Below are 23,758 nucleotides of genomic sequence, written 5' to 3'. Positions count from 1 at the left end.
ATGCATCCCCTTTTAGAAAAAGCGCTACAAATCAAACAGCAACTAAATTGGTCGCTGATTTTTGGGGTCAGTTTTTTTCTGGTTGTCGTTATTAGTTTGGTACAAATAACCACGGGTGTATCTGATTGGTTAGTAGAAAATAAAGATGCCCAAATAAAGCATTTAACGGTGCAAGGGAACCCAAAGTACACAGACGAAACTGCAATAATAAAAGCTATAAAAAAAGCAGACTTAAGTAGTTTTTTTGAATTAGACGTAAAGCACGTGCAGCAACTTGTACAAGATTTACCTTGGGTTGCTACTGTTTCGGTACGCAAACAGTGGCCCGATACAATACAAGTATATGTGGTTGAACATGAAGTAGTTGCACATTGGAATAGTGATTTATTGCTTAATCAAAGTGGTGAAGCTTTTCAAGCGAGTAGCGATAAGTTGAGTGATGATTTACCTCAGTTATTTGGACCTGAAGGCAGCGAAGAAGAAGCGTGGGTTGCCTTTAAACAGTTTGATGAAATGCTTAAGGTAAACTCTTTAAAATTAAAGAGTTTAGCGTTATCAGAGCGTTTCTCGTGGCAGTTGTGGTTAGATAGCGGAGTGCGTTTAAATTTAGGGCGCAAAGATAAAGCCAAGCGTGTACAACGTTTTATAGACGTTTACCCACGAATGGAACAACGTGCAGATGCACAAGTAGATACAATCGATTTACGGTATGATACCGGCCTTGCAGTGAGCTTTAAGCCAGTGCAAGAAGAACAATTACAAAATAAGAGTAAGGCATGACTAAGTCAGCAGAAAGAAACCTCGTGATTGGATTAGACGTTGGTACCTCGAAAGTGGTTGCCACGGTAGGTGAAATCACCGCAGATAACAAGCTCAGCATTGTTGGTGTGGGTAGCCAAGTATCCCATGGTATGGATAAAGGTGGTGTTAACGATTTAAACTTAGTGTCTGAATCTATTCGCCGAGCAATAGACGAAGCCGAATTAATGGCTGACTGTCGTATTAGCTCTGTGTACCTTGGTATTTCTGGCAAGCACATACAATGTCAAAACGAAAGCGGTGTGGTGGCAATTAACAACACTGAAGTAACTGATGAAGACATTGAAAATGTGATTCATATTGCGCGCTCTGTGCCTATTTCGGCTGAGCGAAAAATGCTGCATGCATTACCACAAGAATACAGCATTGATATGCAAGAAGGGATTAAAAACCCACTAGGCATGAGCGGTGTTCGAATGGAAGCACGTGCACATATTATTACGTGTTCAAACGATATGGCTAAAAATATCGAAAAATGCGTAGAGCGTTGTGGCTTAGAAGTAGACCAGCTTATTTTTACTGCGTTAGCTTCATGTTATTCAGTGCTTACTGCAGATGAAAAAGAATTAGGTGTAGCGGTACTTGATATTGGTGGCGGTACAATGGATATCACCATTTATATTAATGGTGCACTTCGTCACTCAGCTGTAATACCTGTAGCGGGCAATCAAGTTACTGGTGATATTGCAAAAATATTTCGTACACCTATATCACATGCAGAGTCACTCAAAGTACAATACGCATGTGCTAGTAGCCAAATGGCCAGTAGTGAAGACACAATTGAAGTGCCAAGTGTAGGCGGACGTCCAGCACGACTTATGTCTCGTCACACATTATCAGAGGTTGTAGAGCCTCGCTTTAGAGAATTATTTGAACTAGCGATGGAAGAAATTCGTCGTTCAGGTTTAGAGGATCAAATTGCAGCAGGTCTCGTTATTACTGGCGGGACAGCTAAAATGACTGGTGCGATGGAAGTGGCTGAAGACATTTTCCAAATGCCAGTAAGAATAGGTAAACCAATCGGGATAGTTGGTTTAACAGACTACGTAGATGATCCCTCGTACGCAACCGTTGTTGGTTTGTTACAATACGGGCGTACTATGCGAACGATGAATGCACAAAAATCGAAAGCAGAGGACAACAATAATTGGTGGAACCGCATTACTAAATGGTTTCAAGGCGAGTTTTAGTACTCAAGTCGGAGAGTAAACATGTTTGATATAATGGAACAACACAGCGAAGAAGCTGTAATCAAAGTAATTGGTGTGGGCGGCGGCGGCGGTAATGCTGTTGAGCACATGGTAAAACAACAGATTGAAGGCGTACGTTTTATTGCTGCAAATACGGATGCGCAAGCATTACGTAATTCATCTGCAGATATTACAGTACAACTAGGTACGCAAATAACCTCTGGGTTAGGTGCGGGCGCAAATCCTGATGTAGGTCGTCAATCGGCTGAAGAAGATGCAGATACTATTCGTGCAAGCCTTGAAGGCGCCGATATGGTATTTATTGCGGCCGGTATGGGTGGCGGTACAGGTACTGGTGCAGCACCAGTAGTTGCAAAAATTGCTAAAGAGCTTGGTATTTTAACTGTAGCTGTAGTAACACGTCCTTTTGATTTTGAAGGTAAGAAGCGTGCAGCAGCAGCTGAACAAGGCATTAATGAATTGTCAGAAATTGTAGACTCTCTTATTACAATTCCGAACAATAAACTGCTTAAAGTTTTAGGAAAAGGGACTACACTTCTAGATGCCTTCGCTAAAGCAAATGACGTATTATTTGGTGCGGTTCAAGGTATTGCAGAATTAATTACACGTTCTGGTTTAATTAACGTGGATTTCGCCGACGTAAGAACTGTAATGTCAGCGATGGGTACTGCAATGATGGGGACGGCGTCTGCGTCTGGTCCTGATCGTGCACAAGAAGCTGCTGAAGCGGCTATCTCAAGCCCACTACTAGAAGACGTTGATTTAACAGGTGCTAAAGGTATCTTAGTTAATATCACCGCTGGTATGGATATTGCGATTGAAGAATTTGAAATTGTCGGTAACCACGTTAAAGCGTTAGCATCAGAAAACGCAACAGTAGTTGTTGGTGCAGTAATTGACCCAGAAATGACAGATGAACTACGTGTAACTGTTGTTGCAACTGGTTTAGGCGGCGATCGTCGTCCACAGTTTGGTATTGTTGATAACGGCTTTAAAAAAGCATCAGGTTCTGATGTCGATAGCTCATCAAACCAAACAAGTAGCATGTACGTACCAAGCTTTGCAAGTCAAGGTACAAGTTCTGAAGAAAGTACTACTAATGCGCAAACGCAAAGCAAAGAGAAAGTTGCTTCAACTAGCTCAAGTAGTAATACAGGTTCTTCAGCACAAAATAGCAAAAAAGCGGATAAATCAGAAGGCGGTGATTATTTTGATATTCCAGCTTTTTTACGTAAACAGGCTGATTAATAAAAATAGCACTTTTGTTTGTAATTTGAACAAACATTGGAAATTAAGCTTATTTATGTTAATATCTGCCGTCTAACTGTAACTAATTTTAAGTGAGCGAACCTATGATTAAACAGCGTACGATTGCCGAAGTAGTCAAAGCCATAGGAATTGGACTTCATAAAGGTGAGAAGGTCACAATAACTCTCCGACCTGCGAGCGCAAATACTGGGATTGTATTTCGTCGTGTCGACCTTGATCCGGTTGTTGATTTTGAAACAACACCTGAAGCCGTTGGTGATACGCAGTTGTGTACCTGTTTAATTAACAAAGATGGTGTTCGCTTATCGACTACTGAGCATCTTATTGCCGCTGTTGCTGCAATGGGAATTGATAATCTAATTGTAGAATTAGATAGCTCAGAAGTACCAATAATGGATGGTAGTGCATTACCATTTATTTACTTGTTACAAAAAGGCGGTATTGAAGAGCAAAACGCTGCCAAGCGCTTTTTACGTATTAAAGAAAAAGTACGCATTGAAGAAGGTGATAAATGGGCTGAAGTTGAACCATATGATGGTTTTCATATCGACTTTGAAATTGCCTTTGATCACCCAGCTATCAACGAAAGCCGTCAACGTGTTGCTTTAGATATTACAACACGTAGCTTTACAGAAGAAATTAGCCGTGCGCGTACTTTTGGTTTTATGAAAGATATTGAATATATGCATGCAAATAACCTAGCTTTAGGTGGCAGCATGGATAGTGCAGTAGTGCTAGACGAGTTTAAAGTTTTAAACCCGAACGGTTTACGCTACAGCGATGAGTTCGTTAAGCACAAGATACTAGACTGTGTTGGTGACATGTTTATGACAGGTCACAACCTTTTAGGTAAAGTAACTGCGTTTAAATCAGGTCATGATTTAAATAACAAATTACTTCGTAAAATTATGGCTACAGAGTCAGCATGGGAGTGGGCTACATTCGAAACGCCTGTGACGATGCCTGCACCCGGCCTTGAATTAGCGCCAGCCTAATTTACTACCTGTACTTAATAAATACAGAGCTCACAAACAGTTATAAAAAAGACGCTAATTAGCGTCTTTTTTTTGCCTTAAATTTAATAATTTATAACATTATTCGTTTTTATATTTTATTTCAAAATTACAGTTCTAAAATAGCCTGTAACTGATTTAAATTAGTGACTGAATATGTAGGCTTTATTCCTTCAGGTAATTGCTCACCAGGGTGTTGTAACCAACAGGTATCAATACCGGCATTGTTGCCGCCAAGTATGTCACTTGCGGCTGTATCGCCCACCATTAATATTTGGCTTTTATCTGGGTTGCCCATTAATTCAAATGCATGTTCAAAAATAGCTTTATTAGGTTTTGCTATACCTACTAGTTCAGATATTACTAACCATTCAAACATATCTTTTAAGCCTGTGTGCTCAAGGCGTACGGTTTGTAAACGAGCAAAACCATTAGTGATAATACCCAGCTTAGCATTCGGCTTAAGCTTATTTAAAAGCTCAATAGCACCAGGCAAAGGTTCACAAATTTGCGCCATTGCATCTAAAAATGCATCGTTTAGCTCTTTTGCTGGCACACTTAGTTTTGCCGCCCATTCGTTAAAGCGGGTTACTTGTAAGTAATCAGCAGTTATAGAGCCGTTTTGATAATCCACCCATAGTTGCTTATTAGTTTTTTGATAATGAATGTAATCGTCTTGGCTAAAATTTACATCGTAGGCTTTAAACATACGAGTCATGCCCGCTAAAATATCAAACTTAAATAAGGTTTCGTCTGCATCAAACAATACATAGCTGTATTTCATTAAACTTCCTAAATTAATTTGTTTGGCTGTAAAGCTCAGAATGTAAAAAAGGTGCCATTGCTAAAGTCAGCGCTTGAGTGTAAGTACTTTCACGCGTGGCATGATGATTAGTGAGTAGACCTATTGCGCCACCTTGTTGCTTAATATTGGTGGTATTAAATGCTTTATCCATTACATCACCAAGTTCTTCACCTTTAAGTAATGCGTTATAAAGTATTTGGGGTAAGGGGAGGTTACTACTACGCCCTACAACTTGATTTAAGCCATTATCAATTACTACATAAGCAAACGTTGTGGGTCCATAGCTAAATTGCTCTGCACCGCCTTCCATTGCCACATAGTAGTGAGCCTGATGGTCAGTTTTGCAGTAATTTACACGGTTTTGAGCGCCGATTCGGGTTTCGTCTTCACCAATAGGTTGATCAGGTACATTAGAAGGAGCGTTAACACCTTCGCAATCAATAATGTGTTCTGGAAAATACATAGTAAAAATATGTTTGGCTGCATTTATTTTTACAGGATTTTTAGAACCGACAATAATTTTTAATTGTTGCGACATACTGATCTCACTTTAAGCAAAATCAGCAGTGTACGTGAGTTAGCTTTAACAAAAAAGAGCAATACGACTAACTTAATATTAAATCGGTAAATCCAGAGGAGCTAGGTTTTCTAATGCGCGTTTCTTTAAAATAATATCTTTAATAAGTGGTGTAAGTACAAGTTCCATAGCTAAACCCATTTTACCACCAGGCACTACAAGTGTATTAATACGTGACATAAAGCTGCCTTCAATCATGCGTAAATAATAAGGAAAATCAACATCCTCAATCCCTCTAAAACGAATAACTACAAAGCTTTCATCTAGCGATGGAATATCTTTCGCGCTAAATGGGTTTGATGTATCAACTGTTGGTACTCGCTGAAAATTAATATGGGTGCGAGAAAACTGAGGGGTTATATGATTAATATAATCATCCATACTGCGTACAATAGAGCCCATAACCGCTTCGCGAGAATGCCCTCGCTCCGAAGTATCGCGTATTAACTTTTGAATCCATTCAAGGTTAATAATAGGCACCATGCCTATTAGTAAATCGACATGCTTAGCCACGTCTACATCTTGATCGACTACACCACCGTGTAGTCCTTCATAAAATAAAATATCAGTACTGTGATCAAGCTCTTGCCAAGGAGTAAATGTGCCTGGCAGTTGATTGTAAGGAACAGCTTCATCGAACGTATGTAAATAACGGCGCAGCTTACCTTGCCCTGTATCACTGTAATGACCAAAGAGGGTTTCTAAAGCGCTAAAGTCATTGGCTTCTCGACCAAAGTAGCTAATATGCTTACCTTCTTGTTGAGCTTCTCGTACTTTTTTATCCATTTCAGGGCGAGTGTAACGGTGAAAGCTATCCCCTTCGATAAAAGCCGCTTTAATATTTAGGCTACGAAAAATATGTTTAATTGCATTGGTCGTGGTAGTTGTACCCGCACCAGAGGAACCCGTTATTGCAATGATAGGATTTTTAGCTGACATGTTATTTCTCTTTTTTAGGACCAAGTTAGTTATAAAGAGCTTACTGACTCAGGTCAAGTGACGTCATCAGCAAATAACGTTATCATGAGGTGCTTAAAATTAAAACGAGAGAAAGCATGAAACTTATTAAACCACTGATTGGCTTCTTTTCATTAAGTGCTTTAACCTTAGGTGTAGCACAGGCTAGCATGCCAAAAAGCCAAATATTACTTGCAGATTTAAACACCCCTTATGGGTTACAAGTAAGCATAGTAAGCGACAAAAACAGTTATAATAATCAACCTAATTTAATTGATAATGGCGTGTATTTTACGCATGAAGTAATTACTAATGGGCAAAGTCAAACCGATATCGTCTATTACGATTTAACAACAAAGCAAATTACCAACATAACAAACTCGCCTGTAAGCGAATATTCGCCAACCATTATGCCAAATAAAAATAACTTATCAGCTATTGTTGTAGAAGCTGACGGTAAGCAAAAACTGTGGCAATACCCTCTTAAAAGCGAAAATGCACCAAGTCGAATTTTTGATTGGATTGAACCTGTTGGATATCATGCATGGGGTGTTCAAAATGATTTAGTGATGTTCATTTTAGGCAAGCCCCATACACTTCAATATACTTCTGTTGAAGAAGCTAAGGGACAAGTAGCTGCGAGTAATATTGGACGGACGCTTATTTATAACAAGTCGACGGCTACATTTTTATTTAGTTATACCAAGAACGAGCAACATATTTTAGCTAGTTTTAATCCACAAGATAAGCAAGTTGAAGATTTACTAAGATTACCGGCTCAAGTTCAAGATTTTATTTTAAAAGATGATACGACTATTGCCTACGCCATTAAAAATCGTGTTTATCAGCGTAAGCTCGATGGAAGTGACGAAGTATCGCAATGGCTTAATTTAAGTACTTACTGCGAAACAAACATTACAAGAATGAGCTACAACAATGAAAAGCTCGCTTTTGTGTGTGATGTAATTAAGTAAAACAGCATAAATAAATACAGACTTCATACAAATTGCATTAAATTAATGCTCTAACAATACGTATACGTTAAGGTAATGCGTAAATTTAACTAATAGGGATTACACGTGGCTTATAGTGCAGACGAGCTAACAGAACAGCTCATTAAATTACAGTGCAGAAGTAATTTTAAGATTAAAAACATTGCAGAGTACATGTTAGTAAATTCTAAAGAAGCTTTTTATACCCACAGCGAAAGCGGCAAGGGTAAAATAGTAATTCGCCCCGCATTTGAAGTGTTTAGTGATGATTTTAGTGATATTGATGGCGTAACTCGTGCGCAAGGCTACTTTCATAGCAGCGAGATGACACGCTTTCCTACACGTATTTTTAAAAGTGCTCAGCCTATTCACTACGGTGTTGCATTTAAAATAAATTCTGAGCAAGCGGCAAAAGACTTTATTGCTAAGCTAACGATGATTATTGGCAACTAATAAAGCTAAATATAAACGTAAAAAGCCGCTGAATTTATATTCAGCGGCTTTTGTATTTTTATAGCTTAATAAGCCTAAGAGTTACTTACTTTTTAAGAAGCTATTAACCGATTCAAGTTCGCGTGTTTTAAGCGCAATACAATCGTTTGTGCTTTCTTCAAGCTTACTCAATGTACGTGCGTAGCCAGCTACATCAACTACCTTTTTGTTAAAAAAGGTAGTTGTTTTAGCTAAGCTTTCTGCATCACAGCTTGCAGTTGTAAAGTACGGTAAGTTAGGTATAAAGAACGGCGGTAAACTTGCTGTTACTTTATCGTAGTTACTGTAAACCCAATCAATAAATAATGCTTGGCGCTCATCTGTGTAACTTTGACCCGATAAAATAGTACGCATGTCAGATGCTGTTACTTCATCCGTTAAGCTGTAAGCTAATACCGCTTTTTGTAATTCAGGTTTACCAAAAAAGCCCATTGCAGCAAGCATGTTAGTACGTACTTGTGGATCTTTAGTCGTTTTAAACGTTGTCATGAATTGATCAAGCAGTGCTTTGTCACCATGAAAAGCAGCAAGAGTTAAGTACGTGCCCGCCAAGTAAGGGTCTACTTTTTGTGGGTCATTTAAATAAACTTGTGTTTGCTCTTTCGCTTTACTGATTACGTTTTTATCTTCACCATCAAAACCTAAACGCGATACAACTGCAGCACGAAGCTGTGCAATAGCACCGTCTTCTCCTGCTTTAGCTTCAAGACCATATTTTTTAGCCGCAGGCGTTACTGCACCACGAATAAATTCAGGCCATAGGTCTTTATTACTATCGTCTTTAAAAGTGCGTTGTTGCGATACTAAGTAACCTAGTGCCGTATTTGCTACGCGAGGATGGCTGTCACTTACGAACACTTCAAGAGTTTGCATTAATTTAGCAGCAGATATAACACCAGCATCAAGTAGTGCATCAGTAGCCGATAATAATGCTAAGCGTTCACGGTCACTAAGTACGCTCGGCGCCTTTTTAATAAGCGCGCTAAACTGTGCATCATCCATTACCCAACGGTAGTAGCCTAGAGCACCTTGGTCTGGATAAATCCACTCTGGTTCAAAGTCTAAATCTAGCGTTTGGCTTTGCTTATTAAGTAATACGTTTGCAGTTTTTACTTTATCGCCAGCGCCATATTTAATTGCAACTGGTACATTCCATAATTGCTCTGGTGCATTAACGCCTGCATTTACAAAACGACTTTGTGAAATAGTTACTTTGCTACCTTGCTGAGTTACTTTAACTAGCGGGAAAGAAGACTGTTCAATAAACGATTTTAAAACACTTGCTACATCTTTGTTTGATGCTTTACCAAGTGCTTCCCATAAGTCAGCCGCTTCAGCATTTTTATATGAAAACTCTTTTAAGTAGCTTTGAATACCTTTTTGGAATGCATCTTCGCCAATCCAATTTTCAACCATAGCAAGTACTGAGCTACCCTTGCTATAAGCAAGACCTAAACCATCCATAATGTCGGCTTCGGTTTTAATTGGCTTACGAATAGGCTTAGTGCTTAAACGTGCATCAAGTGCCATTACGTTATTTTGTGGCAAGTCTAAGTGTGATTCAAACTCAGGATTAAGCTGCTTAGTAATTTTTGCAGCCATCCAGCTAGCAAACGCTTCGTTTAACCATAAGTCGTTCCACCATTTCATGGTTACTAAGTTACCGTACCATTGGTGAGCAAGTTCGTGAGCAATAATTGATACATTACGTTGTTTTTTACTGCGTGTTGCAGCAGCTAAATCAACCAATAAAATATCTTCTCGGTAGGTTACTAAACCTGAGTTTTCCATTGCGCCAAATGGAAATTCTGGTACAGCTACTGAGTCTAATTTTTTGTAAACGTAAGGAATACCAAAGTACGCTTCAAGTGCGCCCAGTACTTTTGGCATGTTTTCTTTTGCGTATTCAGCTAAGTGAATTTTACCCTGAGGGGTAATAACACGACCAGGAATTGGCATACCTTTAATATCTAATTCTTCAAACGGACCAACAGCCATCGCTACTAAGTACGAAGGGATTGGCGGTGTTTTATCAAAAAAGTGTGTCGTCATATCGCCATTAACTGTTGTTTTTAGCTCTGGCGTATTTGAATATACTTTTTGTGATGTAGGCGCAGTAATTGTTAACTGAAATGGAATTTTATAACTTGGTTCGTCAAAAACAGGAAATGCACGACGTGCATCACTCATTTCAAACTGAGTAAATAAGTAAGGTGTGCCTTGGTCTAACGTTTTGTATAAACCAACACTTTGACGATTATATGGCGCTGAAAAATCAACTTTAAGGGTGTATTTACCTGGTTGAATTTGCTCATCACAGCTAAATTTAACTTTACCCGTTTTAAGCATTTCGTTGTTTAAATCACAGTTTTCTTCGCCTAGCAGTTGCGCCATTTTAACTGCGTAAGCCACGCCATTTAATTCAATATATTTTGTTGGCTTAAGTACTTCTAGGGAAATTTCAGTCATCCCTGTAAACGTATCTTGGCTCGGGTCGAGTGTTAACGACACTTTTTGTGAGTTTGGTTTTGCGAGTTTTTCAATAACGAATTCGTTAGCGTTTGCAGTATTCATTGCAAAAGCAACGCTTACTGTTAAGAGGCTTTTAAGAAACATAGTGATCCCTAGATTATTGTTGTTAGAAACTTCCCAAATAGATTGGGTACAGCTTATCGTACCAGCTTTTTTAAATGGAGTAATTGATTATGCCCGTGGCTTCAAGGGTAAATGGTAACAAAGTTTGTCAGTTGCTTTCGCGTGCTATAAAACGCTGCCAGCTTAACTGAGAATTTATAATACGTATTTGCTGAATAACGGTATTTAGCAAAGTGATATCGCTAAACGTATCGTGCTGATACTCGTTAAAGCCCATTAAGTAATTAAATGCGCCTTTAGAGTTTGCCTGTAAGGCATAAATACGAACTTGTTGTTCAAAATTAAGGCGTAAGCTACTAATGGCCGTTTTCATTCCGAGCTGATCTATATTAGGGATGGCGCATTTTTGTAAGTAACCAGCACGCTCACCTTCACCTGAAAACCAAATCCGAACTTTTTCACTATATCTACCTGTTTTAGCAGGTAGATCGAACATCAATCGATGATGGTTTTGTGATTTGATCAAATTTATATAGTCGTTAAATCCGGCATTAATGAGAGCTTTATGGACAGGTACAAGTCGAGGTTTTATTTTTCCATGGGTATGGAAGTTAAAACATAAGGTATTTTGCTCAAGAGATAGGTCATCTAGTGTTAAACAGCCAATTTCATCGCTGTAAGCACCACTATAATAAGCAATTAAAGGCAGCCAAAAATGCCAATGCTTTGCTTGTTCACGCGCAAGCTTAAAATCACCGTATATATATCCATTATAAAGAGTATGCAGCTCCATGGCTGAAAAAGGGCGGCGACCAAGATGGGTTTTCAACGCAATACCTTGAAAATAATGACATGTTCTATTTTATACTTAAACTGCTTAAATATGCGAGTTTGGATTTGAATAACTTAAAATATTTATATAGATTAAAATATGCAGCTTAAACAAAAACACCCTGCACATTAAAATATGCAGGGTGTTTTTATAGTCATGTAGCTAAATTATTCGCTTAAAGCGCGAGCCAAACCTACAGGTTCAATTTCTACACATACTTGGTCGTCATTCCAGTTAATGCCTACTAATGCACTATCTTCGTTTAAGTCTTCAACCCAAGTATCTAAAAATTCATCAAGGTTAATTTCTACAGGAGTGTATTCTTTCCATTCATCTTTACATTGGGCTTTAGCGGCTTCTTCACTTTCCCAAAGTAGTAATACGTCAGTCTCATCAAATTGATTTGAATCGCACACTACAAAGCCATTATCGTCTGCACCTAGTGCCCAAATTACTTCGCTAATACGTACTTTTTCAACAAAGTTGACTAGTTGTGATTCAATTTCGATATCGCTCATGTATTTACCTTTTTAAATTAGTGACGAGGATTAGTGTCTATTGCTGCTTGGCGTTTGCTGTATTGCTGATGAAAAGCAACAAGCGCTGAATGCTGACTGAAATCAGTCAACTCACGAAAGCAAATCCAATCAAGCAGGCAGTATAAACTGATGTTGAGGCATTCACAGCTTTTAAATTCATCATCAGTTAAATGGGTATTTAAATAGCTTAATGTTTGTGCAATACGTTCGTTTTGTAAATTAAAAAATAATTTATCACTTTGCGTATCAAAACCAGAGCGCTTACATAAAACCATTTCAACTAGAGAGTCATTACAGGCATTGATAATTGTAAGTAGGTTTTCTTGCACCCAAGTTAATTTTTCTTGAGCTGTTTTTTCAAGTAAATAACGCAATATTGAATTTGAATCACCGAGTGTTAAATCACCATCAATAAGGATAGGGATTTTACGAGCTGGGTTTTTACTTATCATTGTAGGGCGATCTTGCTCTGAGAAAATATCTAAAGTGACAAGCTCTAGATCACAGTTGTTTTCAAGCGCCCATATTCTAATTCTACGAGCATAAGGTGAGGCTACAGTGCTAATTAGTTGCATAATTACTCCATAAAAAAGCCGCATAAGCGGCTTTATTTAAAAACGTGCGGTTTCAGACTAATTTATTCTGAACGGCTGGTAACTTCAAGTAAATGATAACCAAATTGTGTTTGCACTGGACCCTGTACTTCATTAATAGGCGCAGAAAATACTACTTTATCAAACTCAGGTACCATCATACCAGGACCAAACTCACCAAGGGCTCCGCCATCTTGACCAGAAGGACAGTTAGAATGTACTTTTGCTAGGTCAGCAAAAGCTTCACCTTGTTCAATCTTTGCTTTTAAGTCTAAACATTGTGCTTCACTATCTACTAATATGTGTCGTGCGCTTGCCACTGTCATAAATTCTCCGCTTGTATTTGATGTTTTTTTAAACTAATGAAATATCATTCTAGTTAGTTTCAACTAATTGTACCAGTATAAACCTATTTATCAGAAAGCGCATTTTCAATTGCAGCAATCATCTCATCTGATTCTGGCGATACTTTACTGTTAAAGCGTAAAATAGTTTTACGGTCTTTTGACACTAAATATTTATAAAAATTCCAATTAGGAGCACTTGTTTGTTCGTTTAAATGCTTAAAAATTGGATTTGCATTGTTTCCGCGTATTTCGCTGGTGGCAAACATAGGAAATGTTACGCCATAATTAATAAAGCAAACTTTAGCAGTCGCTTTCTCATCATTTTCTTCTTGAAAAAAATCATCAGAAGGAAAACCCAATATCACTAAACCTTGTTCTTTATAGCGCTTATAGATGGTTTCTAAGCCTTTAAACTGAGGTGTATAACCACAATTACTTGCTGTATTTACAATAAGTAGAGGTTTATTTTTAAACTGACACAGGTTTATTGATTCTTTAGATCGTAGTTTACGAATATCTACATTCGTAAAGTCTTGGCAAGTTTGTTCTAATTTATTATTACTAGCTAAGTTTTCCTGAGCTTGTAAAGAGGCATTAAAAAGTAAAACGCTTAACCCTAAAACAATTATTTTTAGCATGGCTACTACCTAAAATTTACGATTGTTTGAACTGATGATCATACGCTAATATGGGGTAAACTGATCAATCACGAAACTTCTTATGACAACTCGTTTAGCAAATATTAATGACTTAAGTGACATTGTAGCAATTTATAATGAAACCATTGCCGGTAGAATGGTAACCGCTGATACCGAAGAGGTAAGCGTTGAGGAAAAACGCGATTGGTTTAATGGTCATACAAAAGAGCGACCTATTTATGTTTACTGCGAAAATAAGCAAATACTTGCATGGTTAAGTTATAAGTCATTTTATGGACGACCTGCTTACGATGGTACTGTAGAAATGAGTATATACATCACCTCAAAAGCACAAGGTAAAGGGCTTGGTAAAAAATTAATGGAGTTTGCACAAACTCAAGCTAAGCAATTAAATATAAAAGTATTACTCGGTTTTATTTTTAGCCATAACCTACCAAGTGTAAAATTATTTAAGCATTTTAACTTTGATGTATGGGGTGAATTACCTAACGTTGCCATTATGGATAACAAACCATACAGCCTCACTATTTTTGGAAAACATCTAGAATAAAGACAGTATTCATTTTAGGTAATATTTTCTTACAAAATAAGTGCAAGAACATATGCTAACTAAACAATAATAGACTACGCTATTAACATATTAAGTTAATTAATTTTAAGTGTAGCTTGATGATTCGAAAAATATTAATTGTAGATAGCAGTAGCATAATAGCTATGCGAGTAAAGGTACTATTAGAGTTAATGGGATGTGAGGTCGAATTAATTCATTTCTCTATGCTTGATATGTACACAAATGTGAGTTGTTACGACTTAGTTGTGGTTGCGCATGGTGTTTCGGTTTCTGCTATTAAAGCTTTAGTTGAAAAAGTGCCACAAGATCGATTTATGTTATTGGCACCTAAAGCCGAAAGTGGTGAACAACTTAATGCATTTAGTGAGCTTAATCATGTTGCACCTAATGCAACGGTGGTTTACCCGTTTTTTTCTAATAAAGAAATCACCTCTTTACTAGAAAGCCTACTAGAACTTGGCTTTGATCATATTCTTCAGTTGCCAACTATTTTATTAGTTGATCATATACCTGAACGTCTCGAAAAAATGAAAAGTAATTTAGTGGGCGCACACATTAAAACCCACACCGCAACAAACTTAACTGAAGCACTAAACGTCTCAAAAAATAATAAAATAGACATACTCATTAGTGACTTTAGTTTAGATAACGGTACAGGGTTAGATATTTTCTCTGATTTAAAACGATTGCAGGCTGATTGCCGATGTTTGTTATTTACATCTCGTCCAGATCAAGTTTCGATGATAGAAGCAATTCGTAAAGGCGTAGAAGATGTATTAGTAAAACCGCTTAACGATAACGTCCTACTGCAATCGGTTCATAAGTTATGGCAAACCGAATTACTAAAAAGGCACAATGCTGAACTTGTTGAAAGACTACAAGATACTGTTGATGCACTCATTGAAAAAGACAGTTTATTACAAGTAATCTATAAACATACGCCAGATCCAATAATGTTATTTGAAAAAAATGGCGAAGTAATTGAAGCAAATGATGCTTGCTTAAAATTGTTTAATTTAACGTTTAGCGAGCTCGAACACAGGTCAGTTTTTAACTTTTTAGATGCAGATTCGATTACAGGTATAAAAGATAAAATATTAACATTAAACAGTAATCGCCAATTTAGTTGCGACTTACGCCTATCAAAGGCGGCGGGCGGGTACGTGCCGCTTGTAGGTTCATTTAATGAAATAGATCATCATGGTGAAATAGCACTCGCTGTAATCTTTAAAAATGTGACTCATTTAAAACAAAAAGAAGAGCTGCTACTTGAAGCTAAAGATGTTTTAGAGGAACAAGTTAGAGCACGAACTTCACAGCTCGAACATGCCAAAAATGTTGCTGAAGCTGCAAACCTTAGTAAATCAGAATTTTTAGCAAATATGTCGCATGAACTACGTACACCAATGCATTCAATATTAAGTTTTGCGCGCTTTGGACTTAGTAAATTAGAAGCCGGCGACTTTGCCAAAGAAAAGCTTTTAAAGTACCTATCTCGTATTGAATGCAGTGGTGAGCGATTACTTTCATTACTTAATAATCTACTCGATTTGTCTAAGCTTGATGTAGGGAAATTTCCTTTTAATCCTCAGCCTTACAACTTAGCTAATATTATTAAAACAAGCATAGACGATGTCGCTGGAACAGCGATGGAAAAAGAGATTGAAATTGTATTCACCCCGCAGCCAACCCCTATTATTGCACAATGTGACGAAGAGCAAATAAATCAGTTATTGCGTAATGTATTAGGTAACGCATTAAAATTTAGCGAACCCAAAAGTAAAATATTGATTAGTTTAGAGTCGGACGATGACTTTGCTACATTAGAAGTAATAGATACAGGTATAGGTATACCAGAAGATGAGCTAGAGCATATTTTTACCAAGTTTGTGCAAAGTAGTAAAACAAACAGTGGTGCAGGTGGCACTGGCTTAGGACTTGCCTTGTGTAGAGAATTTGTTTCTTTGCATCAAGGTAATATTACTGCATTAAATAATGAAAAGGGCGGTGCGACTATATGCATACAAATACCGCTAAAAATAAATTTAGATGAACATCTAACCGATGAAAAACTAGCAGAACAAGCGAGTTAAAAATTGGTTAGTGAGCAGAATAACCTTATTAGGAATTTGGATTATAAATTATGACGTTAACTAAAATTCTTGCTGTTGATGACGAGCCCTTTAATCTTGAAATAATTGAAGAGATTTTAGAGGATCTTGATTTTGAATTAAAAGTGGCGATGAGTGGTCCAGAATGCTTGGGGATGGTTGAAGATTTTATGCCGCAAGTAATCTTACTTGATGTAAGTATGCCGCAAATGAATGGCTACGAAGTGTGTAAAAGTCTTAAATCGAACCCTAATACAGCACACATTATTGTAATGTTTGTGTCGGCTCGCGGTACAGTAGAAGAGCGCATGGAAGGTTACTCAGTAGGTGCTGAGGACTACATTGTAAAACCATTTGGTCATGATGAACTTAAATCAAAGCTGAAAAACTTAAATCACGTATTAGTAGAAAAACAGAGTCTTGAAAAACAAGTTGAAGATGCAACATCAACCGCATTTAATGCAATGGCTAATAGCAGTGAAATGGGGAAAATAGTCAACTATGTCGAAAACATAGGGCTTATAAATGATTTTAAAAGCTTAGGCAAAGCACTGGTAGATTGTTTGCAGTCTTTTGATTTGAAAAGTAATGTAGAGTTTAGACATAACGATGAGAATGAGCATTTTGCATTAAATGGTGTTTGCTCACCTATTGTTATAGAACTGTTTGAAATGCTTAAAAACAAAGGTCGATTACATGAATTTTCACATCGGATTTTAGTTAACTATGAACTAATTAGTTTATTAATATTAAATATGCCTGATCACGATCCAGACAAGCACGGACGAATTAGAGACCACGTATGCTTTATTGTGAGTGTTACTGAGCAGCAACTACGTGCCATTATGACAAAGCAAATGCTTGAGTCACAACAAAAACAACTTAATTCTATTGCAAGTACAGTGCACAGTAAGTTTCACAGCTTAATTAGTCTGTTAAACGATAACCGCCAAAATAACGAAAAAGTATTTAAACAGCTTCAAGAAGAGCTTGAAGAACGAATACCTTCTATGGGATTAGATGAAGATCAAGAGATATTTATCTACAAAAAAGTGGATGAAACCATCCAAAAATCAGTGGCTCGGGAGGAGTCTGTTCAGCAAGTAAAAGCAGCTTTTGCTGAAATAGAACAAGATTTATCGTTACTTTTAAAAAGCTAAATAAATTTAATTAAATAATGTTACTTCAAAGGCTTACACCAATCGCATTATGCGTCTCTGGGTAAGCCTTTTTCTACAATTCTAATTAACCTTGCTGTTTTACGAAGTTTAACTCGTTGCTTATCGTTTTGCTGTACGAGTGCCCAATTAATATGCTCTAAAACAAGATCGCTACAAATTAAGCTTTTCTCTTCAAGCGCAAATATAATTGCAGGGCTAAATTGTGCATTACCCAATCCTACAGCTAAGTTACGTAACCAACGTTCGTGACCAATACGGCGAATTGGGCTGCCTTCGGTGTTTTTTAAAAATGTAGGTTCATCCCAAGCAAATAGCTCAAGTAAGTCTTTATCTTTTAATTGTGTGCGAGGGTGGAAGTCATTCTCGTCTGTAATTTGCCCATAACGATTCCAAGGGCACACTAACTGGCAATCATCACAGCCATAAACTCTATTCCCTAATAACGTTCTATATTGCTCAGGAATTGGTCCTTGGTGTTCTATTGTTAAATACGATATGCATTTACGGGCATCAACAACATAAGGCTCTACAATTGCACCTGTTGGGCACAGAGTTATACAAGCAACGCATTTACCGCAGCCTTCAAAGGTGTTTTCTGCATCAATTGGTAGTGGTAAATCAACGAATAGTTCACCTAAAAAAAACCATGACCCAGCTTCTTGGTTAATTAATAAAGAATGCTTACCACGCCAACCTAAACCTGCTTTTTCAGCTAATTGACGCTCAAGTACTGGCGCTGAATCTACAAAGGGTCTAAAGCCATATTCGCCAATTTCTTGCTCTATTTTTTGACCGAGTTTTTTTAATCGATTACGCATTAATTTATGGTAATCACGACCCAATGCATAACGGCTTATATACGCTTTTTCTTTATTTTTGAGTGTTTTTGCAAAGCCAGCATCGGGAGGAAGGTAGTTCATTTTTACAGATACGACACGTTGTGTACCAGGTACTAATTCAGCTGGGCGAGCCCGTTTCATACCATGCGCTGCCATATAATCCATTGAGCCATGAAAGCCCGCATCAAGCCAGCGTTGAAGTTGAGCTTCATGATTACTTAAATCAATATCAGTAATACCCACTTCGCTAAAGCCAAGCTCTTGCCCCCAGGTTTTTATTTGTAGGGCTAGTTTTTCATAGTCTGGGATTGGGTTGCTCACACGCTTTACACACTTAAATTAATAGCTGCGTAATTTACCATATTTACCAATAGGGTAAAACGCTTGTTAAAGCACAAAGCGTTTTAACTGTTGTTGAGTTTGTAAGCTTAACAACTGGGATTGCTCACTATCAGCTAAGGCAGTGTCTATTAGTTGTTTAGCGTGTTCACCTAGCGCTACAATTTGCTCAACAGAGTGATGAGTTTGGTTTTGTGTTTGTTCTAGCAAATGAACTGCACTGGCTATTTGCTGCAATTGTTGTTGGTTATGCTCAAACTCATTAAGCATTTTACTAAACCCGTCGGAGGTTGTGCTAATTGAGCTTTGCGCATTGTTGGAGTGGGTAATTAATTGCTCTGACTCTTTATTTGTTTCGTTTACCAACTCATTCATTTGGACAATAAAGTCACTAATTTGTCTGGTTGCCCCACTTACCTTTATAGATAGAGTACGCACTTCATCAGCAACTACAGCAAAGCCTCGACCGGCTTCTCCGGCTCTTGCTGCTTCTATTGCAGCGTTGAGCGCTAATAAATTGGTTTGATCTGAAAACTCTTCAACCATTTTTAAAATACTGCGGATATTTTCGCTGTTTTCTTTTAAACCTGCGACCGTATTTGAAAAACTCCCCAGCATATTAGTAATTAATTTAACTTGTTCAACAAGTGTTGAGAGTTCTTTAGCTGAGAGTTTTACAAACTCTAAATGTTCATTATTAATGCTGTGTACGCTATCAGTATTACCTACAATATTTTGTAAACTCTGAGTGATTTGCATGCTTGAATTAATAATACTGCTACTTAAGTTTATTTGTTGCTCGCTAGAATGCTGTGTATTTTTCATTGACTCAGCAACTGCTTTATTACTATCTGCACTTTCTTTAGCGCTACTATATGTTGTGTTTAGTAACTCGCCTAAGTGAGCGGTAAAAGTATTGTATTGTGAGCTTAAATCTCTAAACTCATCATATGAAAAGTGAGGTAATTTAGCGGCTAAATTACCATCTTGTTGATTTATTTTTATCAGCGTGTCGCGCATGGCACTAACGGGTCGCACAATTAAAAAGCGCATATAAAAAAGGGTAAATGCAAAGCCCATAATAATTACGAGAGTCAAAAGCCAAAACAGATTGGTATTTTGCTGCTCCTCCAGGCTTTGGTACAACCAAAATAAAGTAATAGCTTGAAACAAAAATACAAAACTTAAATTACCTACAATTTTACGCGTTAGTGTAAAAAAGAAGGTTTGCTCAATGTAATTATAAACTTTCATGCTGCCACTCATTTTGCTTAAACCTTAATTATTTGCATTGTTTAATTATCCAAAATTTAGGTTAATTATTAACTAATGATAGTAAACGTGTTTTTGTTTGCTCAGGATAATTGGTAAAAAGACCATCTATGCCATATTTAACCATTAATGCTATGTCTTGCTCTTTATCTACCGTGTAAGCATAAATTTTTAATCCGCGTTTTTTAGCGTCATCAACAAAGGCTTTATTAACAAAGTTTTTATCTACGTGCACACTGTAGGCATTTAAATCTTCAGCAAATTTTGCATAGTTGATTGGCATCGAAGACGTTAGTGCACCTATTTTTAACCATGGTAAACGCTTTTTAAGCCACTGTAGTTGATGATGATCAAACGATGATACTAAAATATTAGCACATGATATTTTTCCAGTACTTATGTTTTGCTCAAGTTGAGCCACAAATTTTTCAAGTTCAAAAGCATGTTTAAGCTCTAGGTTCAGTAGTGTTTTATCGTTATTCCAATCTATTAATTGTTGTAGCGTTGGTACTTGCTCACCATTTCCAGCATCAAGTTTAGCTATAGTTGCAGCGTTAAACTCATTTACTTTACCAGTGCCATTAGTCGTTCTATCAAGCCATGAGTCATGTATTACCATGTAATCATCAATTGCGCTTTGTATATCTACTTCAATACCATCAACGCCCACTTTTAATGCTTCTAAAATAGCGCTTTTAGTGTTTTCAGGAAAACTACCGCTGGCGCCTCTGTGTGCAAATACTTTCATTTACGTGCCTTTTGTGTGATTGACCAAGTTTCAAAGCAAGCCGCACTAACAATTAATATGCCACCTACAAGTGTCATTAGAGAAGGGCGTTCATGTATAATTATTATCGCAAGTAATGTGCCGTAAAGAGGTTGCAAACAAGCAATTAAACCAGCGGTAGCTGCCGACAAATGCTTTAAACTTGCTGCAAATAATGAATGCGGGGTTGCCGTAAAAATAACGCCTGCAATCAAAATTAAAGTAAGATCATGATTACTTACTTCATATATAGGCACTTCAATAAATGCGCATAGCATAATGCTTGCAACTAAGGTTTGATAAAACATTGTTTGCGGACCACTGTATTGGCTAAAGTAGCGCTTGTGGGTAATGTTTCTTAACGCAAAAAATAATCCCGAGAACACGCCCATTACTATTCCCATTGTTACATCGTCGCCTAAGTTTGCGCTTGGCACTAATAAATAAATACCTAATACAACAACTGCGGCACTTATTATATCTTTAGCTTTAGGTCTACTTTTATTGAAAAGCGGCTCTAAAAAAACGGTCACTACGGGGTAGCTAAAAAAGGCAAGCATACCAACTGTAATGCCCGCCATTTGCATACCCGCAAAATAAGTAACCCAATGTATACCTACAGCAACGCCTAATAATAAAACAATTAAATAATCTTTTGGTTTATTTAATTTAATCGGCTTTTTTTGTAAATACAGCATAAATAAAATAGCTATACCTGCAACCGCCGTTCTATAAACGGTAATATCTATGGCATTTAAATCAATAAGTTTGGCAAAAAGGGCGGTTCCGCCAAAAAGTAATACGGCAATGTGTAAGTAAAGTAGGCTTTGCTGCTGGGCTTGCATTTAGTTTCCTTGTTATGTTTTTTGAGCATATTAGCATTGGTTAAAAATTCTTGAGATTAATTTTTTTCATACATGACAAATGTCAGAAAAGTTGATGACATTTCACACTCATATTATTTTTAGATGCAGGCATAGTTATCGTATTCAAATGGAGGTAACTATGAATTCTTTAATTTTAATAAGTTTATCTATCTGCGAGTTTTTTGAGACACAAAGCTTTAGTATTACGTTTGGTGTTTACTTTGTGCTCTTATATATTTTTGCGTTAATTAGTAAAAATATAACTATAAATAAAAACAATATACCTAAGGGATTAATATGAGCTCACTGAGTACTTTTTCTAAGCAAAGCGATAAAGGTTTTTGGAAATATGGACATCTTATTTTTACTGGCTTTTACTTATTACCGTTAATTATTGATTTTAAAAGCTTTACGACTAATCAAATCACTATGTCTTTAGCCTTTTATATTGCTTTTATTCTTTTGTATATAAAAGCAATTAATTGCGAAAGTACAAATGTAACCAAGTTATTTTTACCATTACTCCTAATTTGTTTTAGTGCGACTTTTTTTACTTCTGGTACACCTACATTATTTGGCTTTGTAGCTTATGTGGCAGGTTACACATATAACAAAACACACAGAGTTTATGCTGCTTTAGCGATAATATTAACGGTTTTATTGAGCTCATATATTAGTGGTATGGCAAAGCTTGAGTATTTTTTATCTGTTGCTTTAATTTTATGTGCTGCGTTGTTTAGTTACGGAATTGCAGCAAAAAGAGAGCGTCAATATAAAAAACGTGAGCAAGAAAGTGCCACCCAATTAGAGCAACTAGCAGCCATTGCAGAGCGAGAGCGAATAGCCCGCGATTTGCACGATATTTTAGGTCACTCACTTTCATCAATAGCGCTTAAAGCTGAGCTTGCTAATAAATTACAAAAAGCTGAGCGGTTTGAACAAGCAGGAAGCGAAATTACCCAAGTTGCCAATTTAGCCCGTGCGCTTTTGTCTGATGTACGACATGCTGTTACTGATTTAAAACAGCAGCAATTAGCAGGGCAAGTCGAGCAATTAAAACAGCGCTTAGAAGAGCAAAATATTACAACCAATGTAGTGCTTAACTTACCAGCGCTTCCCGCAGCAATAGAAAGTGAGCTGTGCTTAATTATTAGAGAAAGCGTGACGAATATTTTACGCCACAGTAAAGCTAATAAATGCGATATAAACCTCACATCAAATAAACAAATCATAACGCTTAACTTGTTTAATAATGGCGATTGCAAAAGTATTACACCTGGCAACGGCTTAGCTGGTATTAAGCAACGTGTAGAGCAGTTAAATGGTCAAGTAGAGTTTGAAGCCAAAAATGGATTTAGACTTACCGCAAACATTCCTTTGCCATAAGTAAAATTAAAAAATAAGTGAATAAAAAGCATGATTAAAGTATTTTTAGTAGAAGACCAAGGATTAGTTCGCGATGCCATAGCTGCATTACTTGGTCTCGATTTTAATATAGAAGTGATAGGGCAAGCGTGCGACGGACAAGCCGCACTTGATCAATTATCTGGTTTATCTGACGAACTATTACCCGACATTGTGCTTAGTGATATAGAAATGCCAAATATAAATGGTATTGAATTGAGCGAAAAAATAGCTGCTAAATACCCATCTATTAAAGTAGTAATAATGACTACGTTTTCTAGAGCGGGTTATATAAGACGCTCACTTTCGGCAGGTGTTAAAGGCTTTATTTTAAAAGAAGCACCAAGTGAAGACCTAGTAAATGCGCTAAAAAAAGTAATGCAAGGTCAAAAAGTGATAGATCCTGAGCTTGCTATTAATGCTTTAGATGACTCCGATCCGCTTACCGATAAAGAACGTAAAGCGCTTAAACTCGCAAGCGACGGACTTAAAACAAGCGAAATAGCCAAGCAGTTGTTTATAAGCGAAGGCACTACACGTAATTACCTTTCAGACGCCATTGCTAAATTAAATGCGACTAACCGAATAGATGCTGCTCGTATAGCAAAACAAAAAGGCTGGCTATAAGCCAATACATAAATTAAGCCAGTACCGTACAATTTTAGCTTTTTGTTTGCTATAAACAGTGGGTTTATAAATTATAAGTAAA

The 23,758-nt window shown here is 37.1% G+C and carries 24 protein-coding genes; 11 read left to right on the top strand and 13 right to left on the bottom strand.

What is annotated here, in order from left to right; translation table 11 throughout:
* From I6F65_RS13685 to lpxC, 4 genes are all read left to right on the top strand, one after another.
* Positions 1–780 (top strand): cell division protein FtsQ/DivIB, encoded by a 780-nt coding sequence (locus I6F65_RS13685; RefSeq protein WP_024612671.1) that lies wholly within the window; start codon positions 1–3, stop codon positions 778–780.
* A complete protein-coding gene (gene ftsA, locus I6F65_RS13680) occupies positions 777–2,009 on the top strand; it encodes a cell division protein FtsA (RefSeq protein ID WP_024612672.1) in 1,233 nt (410 codons plus the stop codon). Before I6F65_RS13685 ends, ftsA begins: the two co-directional genes overlap by 4 nt.
* A 21-nt stretch (positions 2,010–2,030) precedes the next feature.
* Positions 2,031–3,278, top strand: coding sequence for a cell division protein FtsZ (gene ftsZ / locus I6F65_RS13675; protein WP_197113367.1), 1,248 nt, complete (start codon positions 2,031–2,033; stop codon positions 3,276–3,278).
* 104 nt (positions 3,279–3,382) lie between these two features.
* Entirely contained in the window at positions 3,383–4,294 is a 912-nt protein-coding gene (gene lpxC / locus I6F65_RS13670; protein WP_024612673.1) for a UDP-3-O-acyl-N-acetylglucosamine deacetylase, read from the top strand.
* Between the two features lie 127 nt (positions 4,295–4,421).
* Here the strand turns inward: lpxC and yjjG are convergent, their stop codons facing one another.
* The 3 genes from yjjG to I6F65_RS13655 form a co-directional block, all read right to left on the bottom strand.
* Positions 4,422–5,096, bottom strand: a complete 675-nt coding sequence (gene yjjG / locus I6F65_RS13665; protein WP_024612674.1) for a pyrimidine 5'-nucleotidase — start codon at positions 5,094–5,096, stop codon at positions 4,422–4,424.
* Between the two features lie 13 nt (positions 5,097–5,109).
* A complete protein-coding gene (gene yjjX, locus I6F65_RS13660) occupies positions 5,110–5,655 on the bottom strand; it encodes an inosine/xanthosine triphosphatase (protein WP_197113366.1) in 546 nt (181 codons plus the stop codon).
* Positions 5,656–5,733: 78 nt separating this feature from the next.
* Positions 5,734–6,633, bottom strand: a complete 900-nt coding sequence (locus I6F65_RS13655; protein ID WP_166109696.1) for a phosphoribulokinase — start codon at positions 6,631–6,633, stop codon at positions 5,734–5,736.
* A gap of 116 nt (positions 6,634–6,749) precedes the next feature.
* On the opposite strand from I6F65_RS13655, the gene I6F65_RS13650 reads away from it, so the two are divergent.
* Together I6F65_RS13650 and I6F65_RS13645 are read left to right on the top strand one after the other, a co-directional pair.
* Complete coding sequence (locus tag I6F65_RS13650) at positions 6,750–7,625, top strand: hypothetical protein (RefSeq protein WP_197113365.1); 876 nt, start codon at positions 6,750–6,752, stop codon at positions 7,623–7,625.
* A gap of 105 nt (positions 7,626–7,730) precedes the next feature.
* Complete coding sequence (locus tag I6F65_RS13645; RefSeq protein ID WP_007579906.1) at positions 7,731–8,096, top strand: hypothetical protein; 366 nt, start codon at positions 7,731–7,733, stop codon at positions 8,094–8,096.
* Positions 8,097–8,177: 81 nt separating this feature from the next.
* Here I6F65_RS13645 and I6F65_RS13640 read toward each other — a convergent pair whose 3' ends face one another.
* The 6 genes from I6F65_RS13640 to I6F65_RS13615 all read right to left on the bottom strand — a co-directional run bounded on the left by I6F65_RS13640 (position 8,178) and on the right by I6F65_RS13615 (position 13,679).
* A complete protein-coding gene (locus I6F65_RS13640; protein WP_197113363.1) occupies positions 8,178–10,751 on the bottom strand; it encodes a M1 family aminopeptidase in 2,574 nt (857 codons plus the stop codon).
* Between the two features lie 127 nt (positions 10,752–10,878).
* The gene (locus I6F65_RS13635) at positions 10,879–11,559 is read right to left on the bottom strand and encodes a hypothetical protein (protein ID WP_024612679.1); all 681 of its coding nucleotides are present in this window, start codon (positions 11,557–11,559) and stop codon (positions 10,879–10,881) included.
* A gap of 170 nt (positions 11,560–11,729) precedes the next feature.
* A complete protein-coding gene (locus I6F65_RS13630) occupies positions 11,730–12,080 on the bottom strand; it encodes a DUF2750 domain-containing protein (RefSeq protein ID WP_197113361.1) in 351 nt (116 codons plus the stop codon).
* Positions 12,081–12,097: 17 nt separating this feature from the next.
* Entirely contained in the window at positions 12,098–12,676 is a 579-nt protein-coding gene (locus I6F65_RS13625) for a glutathione S-transferase family protein (RefSeq protein WP_197113359.1), read from the bottom strand.
* Between the two features lie 62 nt (positions 12,677–12,738).
* Positions 12,739–13,020, bottom strand: coding sequence for a peptidylprolyl isomerase (locus I6F65_RS13620; RefSeq protein WP_024612682.1), 282 nt, complete (start codon positions 13,018–13,020; stop codon positions 12,739–12,741).
* Positions 13,021–13,103: 83 nt separating this feature from the next.
* Entirely contained in the window at positions 13,104–13,679 is a 576-nt protein-coding gene (locus I6F65_RS13615; protein WP_166109708.1) for a glutathione peroxidase, read from the bottom strand.
* Between the two features lie 82 nt (positions 13,680–13,761).
* Here I6F65_RS13615 and I6F65_RS13610 point away from each other — a divergent pair, with 82 nt between their 5' ends.
* The 3 genes from I6F65_RS13610 (at position 13,762) to I6F65_RS13600 (ending at position 17,542) form a co-directional block, all read left to right on the top strand.
* Positions 13,762–14,250 (top strand): GNAT family N-acetyltransferase, encoded by a 489-nt coding sequence (locus tag I6F65_RS13610; protein WP_024612684.1) that lies wholly within the window; start codon positions 13,762–13,764, stop codon positions 14,248–14,250.
* A gap of 119 nt (positions 14,251–14,369) precedes the next feature.
* A complete protein-coding gene (locus tag I6F65_RS13605) occupies positions 14,370–16,364 on the top strand; it encodes an ATP-binding protein (protein ID WP_197113356.1) in 1,995 nt (664 codons plus the stop codon).
* 50 nt (positions 16,365–16,414) lie between these two features.
* Complete coding sequence (locus I6F65_RS13600) at positions 16,415–17,542, top strand: PleD family two-component system response regulator (protein ID WP_024612686.1); 1,128 nt, start codon at positions 16,415–16,417, stop codon at positions 17,540–17,542.
* 47 nt (positions 17,543–17,589) lie between these two features.
* Here I6F65_RS13600 and queG read toward each other — a convergent pair whose 3' ends face one another.
* The 4 genes from queG to I6F65_RS13580 form a co-directional block, all read right to left on the bottom strand.
* A complete protein-coding gene (gene queG, locus I6F65_RS13595) occupies positions 17,590–18,723 on the bottom strand; it encodes a tRNA epoxyqueuosine(34) reductase QueG (RefSeq protein WP_197113355.1) in 1,134 nt (377 codons plus the stop codon).
* 66 nt (positions 18,724–18,789) lie between these two features.
* Positions 18,790–20,007 carry a methyl-accepting chemotaxis protein gene (locus I6F65_RS13590; protein ID WP_166109717.1) on the bottom strand — a complete coding sequence of 406 codons (1,218 nt, stop codon included), beginning with the start codon at positions 20,005–20,007 and terminating at the stop codon, positions 18,790–18,792.
* A 49-nt stretch (positions 20,008–20,056) separates the two neighbouring features.
* Positions 20,057–20,761, bottom strand: coding sequence for a glycerophosphodiester phosphodiesterase family protein (locus I6F65_RS13585; RefSeq protein WP_166109719.1), 705 nt, complete (start codon positions 20,759–20,761; stop codon positions 20,057–20,059).
* On the bottom strand, positions 20,758–21,624 hold the full coding sequence (locus I6F65_RS13580; protein ID WP_024612690.1) for a DMT family transporter: 867 nt from the start codon (positions 21,622–21,624) through the stop codon (positions 20,758–20,760). The genes I6F65_RS13585 and I6F65_RS13580 overlap by 4 nt, the downstream gene beginning before the upstream one ends.
* A 318-nt stretch (positions 21,625–21,942) precedes the next feature.
* Between I6F65_RS13580 and I6F65_RS13575 the strand changes: the two genes are divergently transcribed.
* Positions 21,943–23,031 (top strand): sensor histidine kinase, encoded by a 1,089-nt coding sequence (locus tag I6F65_RS13575; RefSeq protein WP_197113353.1) that lies wholly within the window; start codon positions 21,943–21,945, stop codon positions 23,029–23,031.
* A gap of 30 nt (positions 23,032–23,061) precedes the next feature.
* The gene (locus I6F65_RS13570; protein ID WP_024612691.1) at positions 23,062–23,676 is read left to right on the top strand and encodes a DNA-binding response regulator; all 615 of its coding nucleotides are present in this window, start codon (positions 23,062–23,064) and stop codon (positions 23,674–23,676) included.
* Positions 23,677–23,758 lie beyond the last annotated feature (82 nt).

It is taken from the genome of Pseudoalteromonas sp. SWXJZ94C, assembly GCF_015864385.1.
GTDB lineage: Bacteria > Pseudomonadota > Gammaproteobacteria > Enterobacterales > Alteromonadaceae > Pseudoalteromonas.
This window is presented reverse-complemented; position numbering and strand designations above follow the sequence as displayed.